We start from the raw sequence: 16,263 nt of genomic DNA, 5'->3' as shown, positions 1-16,263 counted from the left end.
TTTTAGGTATACTTTGTAAACTATTGTATTGAAAATAAACTAATTAATATGTATAATTTATCTAAAGTAAATTTATGGAAATGCGAAATGGTATGAAGATAGGAAAATTTCTAATGCTTTTGGTATTAAGCTCAATATTATTTGGATGTCAAAAAGCAGATACTGTTAGCATTATTGAAAGCAGAGTTAATACTGAGCAAAGAAATGAAATTAATGAGGATATGAAAAATATTATAGCTAAAAAGAATGAAATTAATATTGATGATAATTCTAAGAGTATTATTGATTTAGAATTAAGAAATAACTCATTAGTAAAAGAGTATTCTCAGTCAATTAGATTAGTTAAAGATTTTTCAATAAGTAGTTCATTAGAATTAATATTCGAAGAACCAATACAACATAGAATTAGTAGAATGGGTCATTATGTTAATAGATCAGCCTTATTACAAGAGTTGCAATTATCTGGTGCAGAAACAGTAAGTTACTTTACTAATGAAGACATATTAAATTCAGAATTAAGTATTGTAGAAGAAGATTCTACTTATTCACATATAGTTTATAAAGCATCAATTACAAATATAAATGAGAATTTTAATTTTAAAGAATCTAAGTTAAATGAATTTAGAAGTTTGTTAATAGAAAATAGTGAATTAAGTTTTGATACAGTAGATAAATATATTAAAGATATAATTAATAATAGGATAGACAGAGATAAAGTATTTTTTAATAAGATAGATGATGATAGATATGAAACAATCAGGATAGAAAATAATAATTGCTATTATAAACTGATATACAATCCAAAGATTTAAAAAATTTTATTATAAGTATTAATAATTATGTGTTAGTAAATTAATATAAAAAGATAGTATATTTAGAATATATTTTATTAATAATGTCAAATAAATAACTTGTATGTTATATATTTTTTTTAGTAAGAATGTAGATAAATTTAAAAGTTTTAATTCTTTATATGCATTTAAAATATTTATTAAAAAATAAATAAATTTATTATGATATACTGAATATAGGAGCTGATCTTATGGAAATTAAATACAAGAATACAGTTGAAGATGTTGAATTTTTGTTAAATTATTTTAGTTTAAGGTTTTTTAAATATTATTTTTATCCATTATACTTTATTTGTATTGCAATACTTTTCTCTAGTGGAATATATTCTTCTTATAAAAAAAATACTATATTATATTTTTTTACTAATTCTGTAGCACTAACAATAATTGTACCGTATGTCCTAATTAAATTAGAACCTAGATTAAAAAAATATGTTATAAAGAGAAAAGCAATAAAAAAATTTAATAGTAAAAAGTATTTTTCAATAGAAAAATATTTAAATATAGATAATAATTTAATTGCTGTAACATATGATAATACAAGTTTAGAGATAAAGTTAAACAAAGATATTATTATTGATGTACTCGAAGATTATATAATAATAATATCTCTAAAAGAAATAGGATATAAGAAAAAATTAATAATTCCTACCAATGTATTTAAAAGTGAAGAAGAAAAAGAAGAATTTATTAAGCAATTAAAATTAAATATTAATAATTAAAAGTAAGGCTCTGTTTTTAAAAAATGTTGATAGTATATATGCTTAATTTAAAAGACCAGTAAAATCACTGGTCTTTAGTTCGTAATAGTTTAAGGATATTAATCAATAATTTATTTTCCACAGTATTCTTTTATTGTATCAATTATTGTATATGTACAGTAAATTATAGTTGATATAATAGATAATCCTATTATTGCGAGTGCTGCATCTTTCCCATTAAATCTAAATAGTTCAATGAACATAAAAAGAAATCCCAAAATAATTACTATTCCAAATAAAAATGATTTTATAAGATTTTTATAAATTTTATTCATATTTATCCCCTTCTTTTAATTCTAATACCTACGCACTTAAAAATACACTTATGTAAAATATATATTTTATTATACACTTTCTTGGAATATAATTCCATGAACAACAAAAATAATATACCTATATTGAAAAAATAACTATTAACATTCAAATTAAATAGATTCAAAAATTAATAAATAAAAGAATAAATAAAAAAACTCCTTTCGGAGTTTTAGAAAATGAAAAATTAAGAGCTTCTTTGCTCAATCAAAATCAGCATGAAAGAATTAAATAATTAATGATTAAATCCCTTTGGAATTTATAGATTTCATAACTCAGCTTATCTGAGTTATTTCTTAAATTATGCATTATCAATTATGCATTCCTAATTCACTAAAAACCCTGCTCCTCTAAGACCTGCATCATCACCTATTTCTGCAATTCTTATATCTACAGCTTCTTTATTAATTACTTTTTCTCTTACCTTTTCTTTAATTACTTCAATAAGATTATTATTAAATAAAATAACAGAGCCTCCAAGTACTATTACTTCTGGATCTACAACTGAAATTATATTAGATATTCCCTTTGATAGATTTTCACAAAGTTCATTAATTATACTTTTAACTACTTGGTTATCTTCATTGTATAGTTCAAAAACCTCTGGAGTATCTACTACTCTTGCTAATTTCTCACTGGCTATTCTTGAAATATTAGGTCCACTGCATTGACCTTCTAATCCACCTTGCACTAATCCAGAATGACTATATTTATCTTCATTAATAATTAAATTACAGATTTCCCCTGCAAAGCTATTAGCTCCATTAATAATTTTATTATCTATTATTAATGCTCCTCCAACTCCTGTTGAAACAGTAATATAAAATACACTATCAGCGTCCTTGGCTGCTCCTATCCTAGCCTCTGCAAGACCAGCAACATTAGCATCATTATTAACTTCTGTTTTTAAGGAAGTATTATCTTCAATAAACTTCTTTACATTGAAATTATCCCAACCTCTTAAATTAGGAGCCTTTAATATAGTTCCTGTTTTAATATTTAGGGGGCCTGGGCATCCTACTCCTACTCCTCTTATTCCTTTTGTCATCCATTGTTCATTTATATAATTAGTAATTTTACTTAAATTATATTCTGATCCCTTTTCTACTTCATTCTTAATTTTAATCTTATGAACTATGTTTCTTTCTTCATCTAATAGAGCTGCTCTAATATTAGTTCCCCCAATATCTATTGCTACTATAAACTTATACCCTTCCATAGTTACCCCTCTTAATTATTAATTTTCATTTTTATTGTAAAATTTCTTTAATCTTTTCTACTAATTCATCAGCCATAATATTATGAGTTTTTTGACTTGGATGATATGCTTGTCCATATCCATTTTCCTCTTTTTGATGACTATGCTCTAAGAAAAATATGTCCTTATCTCCCATGGAATTGTAATGTTCAACTACATTATTCTTAACATAATCCCTTATATCATTTAAGGCTTTTCCTTCCATAACTGGACCTATAGCGCATATTATCTTTACTTTTTCATAGTAATTTCTAATTCTATCTATTAATATTCTATAACCATCTACAAAGCTCTCTTTAGTTGGAGGATGTTCATTAAAATCATTCGTTCCTAAATTAATTACTACAATATCAGGAACATAACTAGAGAAATCCCATTTCTTATTTGTATTTTTATTAGTTATCCATTCTATTCTTTCAGGCAATGGCATAGGTGAATCATCATAGTTTCTCACTAATCCAAGTCCTGACCAACTAGTTAAGTTAAGCTCTGCATTAAGTTCTCTTGAAGCTATAGCTCCATAAGATAAATAGCTATTTGCATCAATAGAATTATATTCTGCAAATTCATTTTCTGATTCATTTCCATAGCCACAGCTTATAGAATCACCAAAAATCTCTATCTTTAAAGGCTTTTCCTTAGGTGGATTTAGTATTTCCCCATTAAAAATTTCAAATCCATAAAAGCTTGTAGTTCCTACAAAAGCTTCTGTTCTCTTAACTAGTTCTAAAGTGTGCTCACCATACTCTATATCTTCTACTAATTTATAAAGTTTTCTTTCTCTAACTTGAAAGCAATTGTTATAAATCTCTCCATCTAAAACTACTAAAAAATAATCTTCCCCATCTGATTCCATATCTGCATAAACCTTATTTCCTATAAAATTTATACTTAATGAAGTCTTAGCCCAGCCAAATTCAATTTTTTCTTCATTAGAAAAATCAAATCTTCCTGAATACTTTATTTCATTTCTAGATAATATCATTACATCTTACCCCTATTTTAAGATTTCCTCTATTTTATTTAACTCTTCATCTGAGAAATTTAAATTCTCAATTATTTTTACATTATCTAATATTTGTTCTGGCTTACTTGCTCCAATTAATACAGTATTAACAATATCTTTTCTTATAACCCAAGCTAATGCCATTTCTGCTAGAGTTTGTCCTCTTCCTTCTGCTAATTCATTTAGTTTTCTTATTTTATTTAATTTTTCTTCTGTTATATCCTTTTCATGTAAGAATCTACTACTTACTTTCTTAGCTCTTGAATCTTCTGGAATTCCATGAAGATACTTATTAGTAAGAAGTCCTTGTGCTAATGGTGAAAAGGCTATTGAACCAATACCTTCTTCCTTATGAACAGTATGTAGTCCTTCTTCTTCACTCCATCTATTAAACATACTGTAACTAAATTGATGAATTAGACATGGTGTTCCATTTGCTTTTAATATTTTTGATGCTTCCTTTAATTCCTCTGGGTGATAATTAGATAATCCTATATATAAGGCTTTTCCTTGCTTAACTATATCAGTTAATGCTCCCATAGTTTCTTCAAGCGGTGTATCCTTGTCTGGTCTATGATGATAAAAAATATCTACGTAATCTAAATTCATTCTCTTTAAACTTTGATCTAAGCTTGATATTAAATACTTTCTTGATCCACCATTTCCATAAGGTCCAGCCCACATCTCATATCCAGCTTTAGTAGAAATAATCATTTCATCTCTATAAGACTTTAAGTTATCATTTAATATTCTTCCAAAGTTTTCTTCAGCAGCTCCTGGAATAGGTCCATAATTATTAGCTAAATCAAAATGAGTTATACCATTATTAAAGGCTTCAAAAATTATATCCTTTTGATTTTCAATTGGATCTACTGACCCAAAGTTATGCCATAGTCCTAGTGCAACCCTTGGCAGATATAATCCACTATTCCCACACTTTATATACTTCATCTTGTGGTATCTATCCTCTTTAATATTTTCCATAATTCTTTCCTCCCATTAATATTTATTATCATGTAGATAATTAAATTTTTTTCTTTTTCTCAATAATTTTTTCTTTTATATAATGGAGTTAGTTTATTTTTATCCTAAATCTCCTTATATACAATTATAAATACATATATATTTATTGTCCATATTATATATATCTTAAATAACTACAAGTGTATTTAATTACATCTTTTATCCTATATAATTCACTTTCCTTATTTGTTTCTCTCCATATATTTGAATAATCATAAAACCATTCTTCAAAGGCTTCAGCTAGTTCTTTATAATTAGCATTTCCCAAATTATACTCATTCTTATATAATTCATTATTTATTATTGCTACCATTATTTTATTTATTAATAATATTCCTCTAGCTGCAATTATAAACTCCTGAATTATCTTCTTTGATTCTATGTCCTTAATCCCATAAGATAAATATTGTAATCTTTCCTTTATTTTATATACTTTCTCCTGCTTCTCTTTTAGTTCACTGACATTTGCTTTTTTCATCTTCTTTATTAAGTTATCCTTTATAGGTTCATTTGTATTAAATTTTTCCTTCCATACAACTAAATCTTCCCAGGTAAAATCCTGATACTTCCCTAAATCTGATAACAATGTAACTAAAGTTCCACTATTATCTTGAAACTCTGAAACAGATATATCTTCATACATTTTATTAAAATCTTTTTCTATTTCTGGATTCCAAGATAATGCTGCTCCATATATCATAGCTGGAATAGAACTAGATAATAAATTAATATTTCCAAAGTCTCCCCAATTTGTGTTTAAAACTCCTATTGCCTTATATTTCACTCCATAGGAAACCATTCTATATATATTCTCAAAGGCATTGTCCATTAGATTCATTAAATGATTCCACCCTGCTACTCCAGGACATACATATTGTTTTCTACCACTTTCATAAATTGTTTTTGTATCCTTCTCTTCAACACCACACCAATAATTCCAATTTAGGCAAATTACATCTTTATCTATAGTATCAATTAAATCTGGATGCCCTAATATTACATCTCCCCAAAACATTACTTCTTTACCATATTCCTTTACAATAGAAATAACTTTATTTAGAAAATCAACATAAAGCTTCCCAGTTCCTAATTTTTCAGCTTCCTTACGACTTTTCCCCTTGCCTAAATCAAAGGTTTCATCACAACATATATTAAATTTATTAGATGAAAACAATGGTATATATTGTTCTAACATGTTTCTAATTAATTTTATACTATCTTCATCACTTACATTTAATGTATGATGAGCCATCCTATCTATAAAAGAGAAGTCACACTCTTCTTTTTCTGTTAATTCTAATTCGCATAATCTTTTAAAGGATTTAGTTTTTAAAACTTCATATAAATGTCCAAAGGTTGCTATTGATGGTATAAGTTCTACATGTCTTTTTCTACAATATTTATCTAATAAAAGTATTTCTTCAGGAGTTAGTGGGTCTTTATCTATCCAAACTTCGCTCATGCCTTTAAATGCAAAGGTATGTTCAATATATAATTGAAGTTCATTTATCTTATAAAATGCTGCCTTATCTACTAATTTCATTAATGTCTCTAACTTAGGTACCTTTCCCCTAGTAATATCATGATAAAATCCTCTATGATTAAAATAAGGCTTATCCTCAATTATTACTCCAGGCAAACTATATCCATATTCTCTTATTATTTGTATTAATGTCTGAATTCCATAAAATAATCCTTTATCACTAGAGGCATTTATTTCAATCCTATGTTTTTTTATTATTAGTTTATACTCTTCATCTCCCATTGAAAGACTTTTCCTTAGCAATATAAACTTATTATAAATACTATAATTAGAAGCCTTAGTTATATTTATTTTGAATCCAAAGCTCTTATTTATTTCCTCTTTCAATAATATTGCAGAATTTAAATCATCAAAAGAACAGTTATAATCTAAGATTATATTAGTTTCTCTTTTTAATTTAAAAATTTCCTCAATATATTTTATACTTCTAGGTACTGGAATTATATTCATTTATACTCCTCCTACTTAATTAAAATAAATATATATTTTATCCTTATTTTTATAAGATTTATTTAATATTAAAGGTAATAAAATATCTTAATTTATGAAAATCTCGATATATTATTACCTTATAACTTTAATTATCTAAGCTTAACTTTAAATGTTTTTATTTCAAAAGGATTAATCATAAAATTAATAGTATTTCCATTTATCTTTACATCTTGCACATCATTTTCTAATAAATTGCACTCTACAGCCTTTTCTATATCCCTAAAGAAGGTTAAATCAACATTTGATTTTTTATTATGGAATTCATATAGTCTAATTATTAAATCATCACTATCTTCCGCCTTTTTTATAACCTCAATCATTATATTATCTTTATTTACACTAGCCAGACTTAATTTACCTTCTAAGGTTCCTTCATTTGCTTCAGTAATTTTTGTAAATAAAGGTGTATTTAACTCATAGGCTTCATTAACGGTTTTTGCTTCCTTCCATGTTCCTGTGTGAGTATATATTGAGTATGTGAAGAAGTGTTCTTCCTTATCTGCATCTGGATTTGGATCACATGTTGATTTTAATAATGTTAATCTCATATTTCCGTCCTTTATATCATGACCATATTTACAATCATTTAATAATGAAACTCCAAAACCACCTTCTGATAAATCAGCCCATCTATGGCCACATACTTCAAATGCTGCAACATCCCAAGATGTATTATTATGAGTTGGTCTAGTTACATTCCCATATTGAATTTCATAAGTAGCCTCCTTAGCATTAATATCTATTGGGAAAGCTGTCTTAACTAAGATATCTTTTTCCTTCCAATCCATAAAGGTTTCAAAATCTATTCTCTCTACATCTTTATAAATATGTATTTTTTGAATTATTTTCGAATCTAAGAAATCTCTTTCAACCTTTAATGTACTTCTTACAGGACCTTCTTCAATAACTTCAATATTTTGAATATCATCTATTCTCCACATTTTTTCTTTATAATATATATCTATATCCCAGTTATCAAAGCTCATCGGTTTATCTTCAAAGGCTTGAAGTTCATTACCTATTGCTCCCTCTTTTAATATTTCTCTATTTGCTTCCTTATTTATAAATGAAATAATTTGTCCTTTACTATCAAATTTAATCTTGAAAAATCTATTTTCTGCTTCTTCCTTAGAAATCTTAACTAATTCATAGTTAGATTTTGTTGCTTCTATAATCCTAAAAGATTTATATCCGTTGGATGGAATATTTTCAGCAAAAAATATAGCCTTATTTCCCTCTATTTTTTGACATGGAATTTCAAAATTATTCTCATCAATAATTGCTGGATTTTTTATATCCTTTGGTATTTCAAAAGTTGCAATATCATTTCTATTGAAACCTAAAGTATTAAAAACTACTAGGCTTCTTTCCTTAATATTAATATTAGAAAGTATATCATCCATAGTATTTTTAATTAGATTATCCACATTTTCTAGCAATTCCTTATACTCAACATCTGTAACATCATAAACTTCTTTAATAGATGAGCCTGGAATAATATCATGGAATTGATTTAATAATATTTTTTCCCATGAATTATTAATATTATTTTGAGGATACTCATTACCTAATAATAAGGAAAGAGAATTAAGTTTTTCTGCAGCTGTATATAGATTTTCACATTTCCTATTATCTCTCTTATTTCTTGCCATTGAAGTATAGGTACCTCTATGGTATTCAAGATATAATTCTCCTACCCACTTTTTCAAGGTTTTATTTCCTAATACTTTTTTCTCTAATCTCTTAAAATAATCAAGTGATTTACCCATTTTTACTTTTGGTGCCCCTGGTATTCCTTTAGCTAATCTTCTAGCATTTTCAAGCATTTCAATAGTAGCACCACCGCCACCATCTCCCCATCCAAAGGAAACTAATACATCATTATTTATATTCTTATTTTGATATCTTCTCCATGCTCCCATTATTGCATCTGGCTGAATATGCCCATTGTATGTTGTGAAGTGAGACTCTCTATCCTGTCTAGGAGTAGTAGTTGTTATAAAATGTGTTAATACTTCACTTCCATCTATACCCTTCCACATAAATGTATCATTTGGAATTTTATTGAATTGATTCCAAGCTATTTTAGTTGTCATAAAATAATCTATATCTGATTTCTTAAGTATTTGAGGTAATGCTGCTGAATATCCAAAAACATCTGGAAGCCATAATATCTTATTATCTACGTTAAATTCTTCTTTGAAAAATCTTTTTCCATGAAGTATTTGTCTTACTAAGGACTCTCCTGATGTAACATTACAATCTGCTTCGAGCCACATAGATCCCTCAGCTTCCCAAACTCCTTCTTCAATTTTTTTCTTTACTCTTTCATATATTTGAGGATAATCTTCCTTTAGCATCTTATAAAGCTGTGGTTGAGATGACATAAATATATACTCTGGATACTCTTCCATTAGCTTTAATACAGTTGCAAAACTTCTAGCTACTTTTTCTCTTGTTTGTGCCACAGTCCAAAGCCAAGCTACATCTATATGTGTATGTCCTACACAAGTTGCAATTATATTTTCATGACCACACATTTCTCCATAAAGCTTTTCATTTAGAAAATTATTTGCCACCTTAACACTTTCATCATATTCTTTTGATTTTGCTCTTCTAAAATCAATTAAGTTTATAGCTTGATTTAAAATAGTTATCATATCTATTCTATTTTTATCCTCTATATCTAACTCTTTACATACATCTAAAGGAACCTTTAAATTCCAGTATAACTCTCTAGAATTCAAATCTAATTCTACTAATTTCCCATATAATGTAGCTTTTTTATTAGAAAGCATACCTGCATATGCCTGTAAATCTATATCATATCTTGTTCCAGCAATAGCATTATGAGTCAAAATTACTTCTCTATGATTCATATCTAGACCTTGTACTTCTTCTTCATTGACATATAACATAAATTGAGGATTTGTTGCATCCCATCCTTCATCAAAAGTATGGAAGTTTAGGGCTATTACCTTTCCATTAAGATGCTCTGGAACTTCTATAGAGCACTTAAACCATCCATGGCAGTCTCTTCCACCCCATAAATCTCCGCTTCTAAATTCTCTCCAGTCCTCTTCTTTAGCTCCCTTTATTAAATTTATGTTATTGTAATTCCCATCAATATACTTATAAATTTCAAGAGATATCTCACTTCTATGTATATTTTTAGCTATTTCATTGCAAGTCTTTTCAATTCTTTCTAACAAATAAAACATAACTCTTCTCCTAAAAATATTAATATTTTAATTTATACTCTTAATTAATCTTCTATTGATTTTATACCTAATTTATTTATAAAAATTATTCTTTTACTGCTCCAATTGTTAATCCACTTACAAAATATTTTTGGAAAAATGGATAAGCAAAAATAATAGGTATGGTAGTTATAACAACTATTGCCATTTTAACTGTTTCTTTTGGCATTTTTGCTACTGCTTCAGTAGCAGATACCCCCATAGTATTGGAATTGTTTATTAAGAATTCCATTGATGTTTCTAGCTTTATAAGTAGATATTGTACTGGTATTAAACTATTATTATCTATATAAAGCATTGCATTAAACCAATCATTCCAAAAGCCTAAGGTTAAAAATAAAGCTATAGTGGCTATTCCTGGTAGTGATATGGGTAGTACTACTTTCATAAATAATACAAATTCAGAAGCTCCATCTATTTTTGCAGATTCTACAATTGCATCAGGTACTGAAGTTTTAAAGAAAGTTCTTAAAATTATAATGTGAAATGAACTGACACAAATAGGTAATATAAGAGCCAGTATATTATTTTTTAGGCCTAAAAATCTTGTTACTACTAAATATGATGAAACCATACCACCTGAAAATAACATTGGGATAAATATTAGCTTAGTAAAGAATTTTCTATATGCAAAATTCTTTCTTGATAATGCATAAGCAAAAGTTGTCATTATAATTAAACCTAATATTGTTCCAGTAATAGTTACTATAATAGTTATTCCATAGGCTCTAATTATATTGCTTCCTGATTTAAATATATATTTATAAGCTTCTAAGCTCCACTCTTCTGGCCAAAATCTATATCCATTTACTTGTAAGGATGCCTCACTAGTGAAGGAAACCATTAAAACAAATAAAAATGGTACTATACATACTGCCGCTATTATTAAAAACATTATATTTAAAATTGTATTGGTTGGTTTTGATATTGAGTTAAATCTGTTTGGTGCTTCTTCCACCTCTTTTACTTCTTCTATTTCTTCTATATCTTCTTCTTTAGTCTTATTAGAAATATTTTTAATTCTCTCTTCCATATTCTACACCGCCTTTATTTTAGAAAAATGCATTTTCATTATCTACTTTTCTAACAATTCCATTAGTAACTAATATTAAAATAAGTCCTACAAAGGATTGATATAATGCTGCTGCTGAACTCATTCCTATATTACCTAAGTTCATTAATCCTCTATAAACATAAGTATCTATAACATTAGTTACTGAATATAAGGCTCCTGAATTTTTTGGAAGCTGATAGAATAATCCAAAATCTGCTCTAAACATTCCACCTACTGCTGTTATAAACATTATTAGCAAAACAGGCTTTAATGAAGGAATAGTTATATATTTTATTTGTTGCCACTTAGTTGCTCCATCTATCATTGCTGCTTCGTAGTAGCACTTGTCTATTCCGCATATAGATGCTAAATATACAACTGTTCCATAACCTACTGACTTCCATTGACTCATAAATATTATTATTATAGTCCAATACTTAGGTTCAGTATACCAAGATATTTTATCTTTACCTAAAGCTGTAATAATACCATTTATATATCCTTTTTCAGGACTTAAAAATACAAATAAACAATAACTTACAACAACCCAAGATAAAAAATAAGGTAAGAACATAGAGCTTTGATAAAACTTAGATAGTTTTTTATTTAATAGTTCATTAAGTAAAATAGCAAATGTAACTGGAACTACTATACCTAAAACTATAAAAACTATATTATATAAAACTGTATTTCTTGTAATTAGCCATGCATCACTACTATTAAATAAAAATTTAAAATTACTAAGTCCTACCCATTGGCTTTTTATCAAGCTTTCTATAAATCCACCACTAATTCTCCAATTTTTAAAAGCAATTACTATACCTATCATTGGTAAATATGCAAATATTAAAAACCACACTGTTCCTGGCAGTGTTAATAGTAAAAATTCTCTATTTTCTTTTAACTTTTTTAATGTTGATTTATTTTTCTTTTTATCTAAGTTCTTAAATTTAGCCATTTCTTAACCTCCTTTTCTGTAACTCTTCTTGCGTTAATTAAAATATATCATACTTAAAATTTACCATAAAGTTGAAATACTTTAGATTTAGTGAAGAAATTAAAGTTTTATAAGTTAAGAAAAGGAGCTGCCGAAGCAGCTCCTAAATTAAAAATGTAGAATGTAAAATGTAGAATTATTGATGTAATTCCAAAGGAATTACTAAAAAGATATATATTTTAGAAACTCCTAAGGGAGATTCTCCCTTAATTTTGCATTCTTAATTTTTCATTTTACATTACTTTATATCCTATTTTATGAATAATTCTTCATTTCTCTTAATGTTGATGGACAAACTCCATAATATTTTTTAAATTTTCTATAGAAATAACTAGTATCAACATATCCTACTTCTTTAGCTATATCGTTTATCCTCATATTTGTATTAAGTATTAACTCCTTTGCCTTAATATTTTTCACTTTGTTTAAATATTCTGAAAACGAACAGCCTATTTCCTTTGAAAAAATTTGTCCTAAATATGAACTATTTACATTATATTGATATGCTAGAGTTTTTAAGCTTAGCTCTTCATAATATTTCTCATTTACTATATGTACTATTTGTTGAACTACAGGGCTATATTTTATTGTGCTTTCACACATTGACTCAATAAGATCTTCTATTTCCCTAAGTATAAAGGCTTTAACACTTTTTCTAGTACTTTCATTACATAACTCTATTATTGTATTGCTTAGACCATCTTCGCCATATTTTTTTTCAATATTAAATTCATCTGATATCTGATCAATCAATACTATTACTCTTATTGAAAAGTCATAAATATTTTTAGGTGTTAAATTTTTATTCCCCAGTATTTCTGATATATACTTTCTTAAAGACTTTTTATCTTTTTCTATAATTAACTTGTTAATATAATCTATTTCATCCTTAAAGCTCTTATTATTTTCTTTTATATCTCTAATTTTCTCTTTATATATACATGTATTAACCCCTTCTGTTAATATATATTTTTTAAATTCACTAGCTACTTTATAGCTTTTTCTTATATCTTTTATATCAAAAGCAGTATCTCCTACACCTATAAAGATGTCATTATTAGACTCCTTAATAAGAGACTCCTTAATATTTTCATAATAATTAATAATATCTTTTCTAGACATATCTTTATCCCAAGAATTTATTAATATAACTTGATCATCATATTTATAAAGGATATCGAATCTATCATTTGTATTTCTTTCTATTATATCTTCAATGTACACTTTATTTTCTTCATTTTCTTTTCTTAGCATTTTTATATTAGCAACAGTATATATTTTGTTGTATATATCTATTGAAATGGGCTCTTCCATATTATATATAAAGTTTTCATCTATCATTTCTTCTAGATATTGAATTAATTTTTTATTCTTATCTAATAAAATGTTTTTTTCCTTCTTTTTTAAATCTAATCCTTCAACAATCTTACTCATAGCTTCTTCAAGTTCTTCTTCATCTATAGGCTTTAATATATAGCTTTCAACACCATAACTTATTGCCTCTTTTGCATAAGTAAAATCATCATATCCTGAAAGAATTGTAAATCTAGTATTAGAATTTATTTTTTTTATTTCATTAATTAATTCTAGTCCTGTTAATTTAGGCATATTAATATCTGTTACTATTATATCTACGGCTCTATTTTTAAATTTATTTAAGGCTTCTTCTCCATTATGTGCTATTTCTCTTACCTTTAATCCGAGGTTTTCCCAATCAATAATATTCATCAGTCCTTGAGTAATTAATTTTTCATCATCAACTAACATAACATCATACATAAATTACACCTCTTTACATAAAATTTTTAGTATTAAAGTTACTCCACACCCTTCATTCCTTAATATATTTACTCCATAGCCTTCCCCATATTCATTAACAATTCTTTTATTTACATTTACTATTCCTATAGAATCATTCTCCTGTTTATTATTTAGTAATTTGTCCTTTATTTTCTCTAATTTTTCATCAGATATACCTCTACCGTTATCTATTATCCTTATAAAAATATCCTTTTCTTCTTTACTTACATCTATTTTTAAAAGGTTATCATCATCTTCAAATCTAATTCCATGTACAAAATAATTCTCTATTAATGGCTGTATTGAGAATTTCACAATTTTATATCTTTCAAGCTCCTCTGGACAATTTATTTCGAAATTAAAATTATCATAATATCTAAATTGAAATATTTCTATATACTTTCTACAATAGTCTAATTCATCCTTTAAAGTTATTATGTAACTATCCTTTACTTGCTTTCTAAATAAGAAGGAAAGGTTATATAGCATTTTCCCAACATCCTTAGCTCCATTGCAAATGGCTTTCATTCTTATTGACTCTAGAGTATTGTACAAGAAATGAGGATTAATCTGGTTCTGTAGAGCTATCATTTCTGCTTTCTTTTGTTCAATTTCTGCTAAATATATTTTTTTAATATGTTTATTTAAATCCTTACACATTATATTAAAGTTTTCAGAAATATAATTAATCTCATCATTATCAGATGTAATTGGAATTTCTACATCTAAATTACCATTCTTCACTTTTTCCATAGCAACTAATATGTTATCTGTTCTATCACTTAATAGTTTTAATTTAATATATAAAATAGATAAGGAAATCATTAGAAGTAAAATATCCACAAAAAATATAGATTTAATTAATCCTGGAGATATTTTATTAACCTCTCTCTTTTCCATCTTAGATACAGAAATTATTTTTGAAGGATTCATAATTTTATTTATATAGTATTTCTTATCTAAATTTACCTCACCCTGGCTATTTAATATTTCATCATAATATTTATATTTTTCATAATTATATTCACCATCAGATTTGTATATAATATATCCGTCACTATCTAAAACCATCACTTGATGATCATTGTTATATTTTTTCACTATATCTTTTACATTATTTAAGTTATATGTAAGGATTATTAATCCTTTACTTTCTAAATTAATTGGATCTCTTACTTCCCTTATAAATCTTAGTGTATTCTTACCTGATAAAATGCCCTTAGTTCTTTCTTCTGTTGTTATATCATCTTTATTTATATCTATTACTTTAATTTGATTTTCTCTATTAAAAGAACTTTCCTCCATTCTACTGTAACTTACCAAGGAAATTTCCTCTAAATTATAATTTAAATTAAATGAATTTCTTACAAATCTTTCAGTACCATTATAGTAATTACTTGAACTTTCAGCCAGCCTGTCTAACTTATCTGTTACATAAGAAATTGTATCCCTTTCCATAAATCTAAGTATATCTTCTTCAACACTTAAATCACTATGCATATTCTTTATAATTATCTCACTAGAATTATTTATCCTATTTATTTCATCATTAATATCGTAAAGGATTTTTTCATTAATATAGGATTTCATTTCTTTATTGTTCTGTACAAATGTATTTACAAAATAAAAATCAAGTGCTGTTATTAAAAAAATAGTAACTAATATGTTAATGGTAAATAATCTTTTATATACTGTTGACTTTGTTATTTCCATATCTCTACCCTTTCAGTATATCTTATATATATATTTAATCATATTAAAATTTCTATTTAAAGTTGTTCATAGGTGCTAAATTATATTTTTATTGTACTTTTTCTAGATAAAACTGTAATTTTCCTCCATAAAATTGAATTTATATACCCATTAAACTATACTACTTATTACAAGTAAAAATTTAAGGAGGGAT

General features: G+C 26.2%; 12 protein-coding genes. 2 read left to right on the top strand and 10 right to left on the bottom strand.

The genetic code is table 11. From position 1 onward, the window contains the following. Window positions 1-113 precede the first annotated feature (113 nt). Both ACFYH6_RS03165 and ACFYH6_RS03160 read left to right on the top strand, forming a co-directional pair. The gene (locus tag ACFYH6_RS03165; RefSeq protein ID WP_416179141.1) at window positions 114-812 is read left to right on the top strand and encodes a hypothetical protein; all 699 of its coding nucleotides are present in this window, start codon (window positions 114-116) and stop codon (window positions 810-812) included. Between the two features lie 230 nt (window positions 813-1,042). Then, entirely contained in the window at window positions 1,043-1,573 is a 531-nt protein-coding gene (locus tag ACFYH6_RS03160) for a hypothetical protein (RefSeq protein ID WP_416179142.1), read from the top strand. A 110-nt stretch (window positions 1,574-1,683) separates the two neighbouring features. On the opposite strand, the gene ACFYH6_RS03155 is transcribed toward ACFYH6_RS03160, so the two are convergent. From ACFYH6_RS03155 to ACFYH6_RS03110, 10 genes are all read right to left on the bottom strand, one after another. Then, on the bottom strand, window positions 1,684-1,887 hold the full coding sequence (locus ACFYH6_RS03155) for a hypothetical protein (protein WP_416179143.1): 204 nt from the start codon (window positions 1,885-1,887) through the stop codon (window positions 1,684-1,686). A gap of 362 nt (window positions 1,888-2,249) precedes the next feature. Then, window positions 2,250-3,143 carry an ROK family protein gene (locus tag ACFYH6_RS03150; protein WP_416179144.1) on the bottom strand — a complete coding sequence of 298 codons (894 nt, stop codon included), beginning with the start codon at window positions 3,141-3,143 and terminating at the stop codon, window positions 2,250-2,252. A 31-nt stretch (window positions 3,144-3,174) separates the two neighbouring features. Beyond that, the gene (locus tag ACFYH6_RS03145; RefSeq protein ID WP_416179145.1) at window positions 3,175-4,167 is read right to left on the bottom strand and encodes an SGNH/GDSL hydrolase family protein; all 993 of its coding nucleotides are present in this window, start codon (window positions 4,165-4,167) and stop codon (window positions 3,175-3,177) included. 12 nt (window positions 4,168-4,179) lie between these two features. Beyond that, window positions 4,180-5,172 (bottom strand): L-glyceraldehyde 3-phosphate reductase, encoded by a 993-nt coding sequence (mgrA, locus tag ACFYH6_RS03140; RefSeq protein ID WP_416179146.1) that lies wholly within the window; start codon window positions 5,170-5,172, stop codon window positions 4,180-4,182. 154 nt (window positions 5,173-5,326) lie between these two features. Continuing rightward, window positions 5,327-7,204: a beta-N-acetylhexosaminidase gene (locus ACFYH6_RS03135; RefSeq protein WP_416179147.1), complete on the bottom strand. Its 1,878-nt coding sequence runs from the start codon at window positions 7,202-7,204 to the stop codon at window positions 5,327-5,329. Between the two features lie 131 nt (window positions 7,205-7,335). Further along, complete coding sequence (locus tag ACFYH6_RS03130; RefSeq protein WP_416179148.1) at window positions 7,336-10,467, bottom strand: alpha-mannosidase; 3,132 nt, start codon at window positions 10,465-10,467, stop codon at window positions 7,336-7,338. An 85-nt stretch (window positions 10,468-10,552) separates the two neighbouring features. Beyond that, the gene (locus tag ACFYH6_RS03125; RefSeq protein WP_316342920.1) at window positions 10,553-11,539 is read right to left on the bottom strand and encodes a carbohydrate ABC transporter permease; all 987 of its coding nucleotides are present in this window, start codon (window positions 11,537-11,539) and stop codon (window positions 10,553-10,555) included. A gap of 19 nt (window positions 11,540-11,558) precedes the next feature. Then, the gene (locus ACFYH6_RS03120) at window positions 11,559-12,518 is read right to left on the bottom strand and encodes an ABC transporter permease (RefSeq protein ID WP_416179149.1); all 960 of its coding nucleotides are present in this window, start codon (window positions 12,516-12,518) and stop codon (window positions 11,559-11,561) included. A gap of 294 nt (window positions 12,519-12,812) precedes the next feature. Then, entirely contained in the window at window positions 12,813-14,336 is a 1,524-nt protein-coding gene (locus ACFYH6_RS03115; RefSeq protein ID WP_416179150.1) for a response regulator, read from the bottom strand. Between the two features lie 3 nt (window positions 14,337-14,339). Beyond that, entirely contained in the window at window positions 14,340-16,070 is a 1,731-nt protein-coding gene (locus tag ACFYH6_RS03110) for a sensor histidine kinase (RefSeq protein WP_416179151.1), read from the bottom strand. Between the last annotated feature and the right edge of the window lie 193 nt (window positions 16,071-16,263).

Origin of the sequence: Clostridium sp. HCS.1 (assembly GCF_047900555.1) — a bacterium.
GTDB lineage: Bacteria > Bacillota > Clostridia > Clostridiales > Clostridiaceae > Clostridium.
Note: the sequence above shows the minus strand (reverse complement) of the source record. Positions and strands in the feature narration are given on the sequence as shown.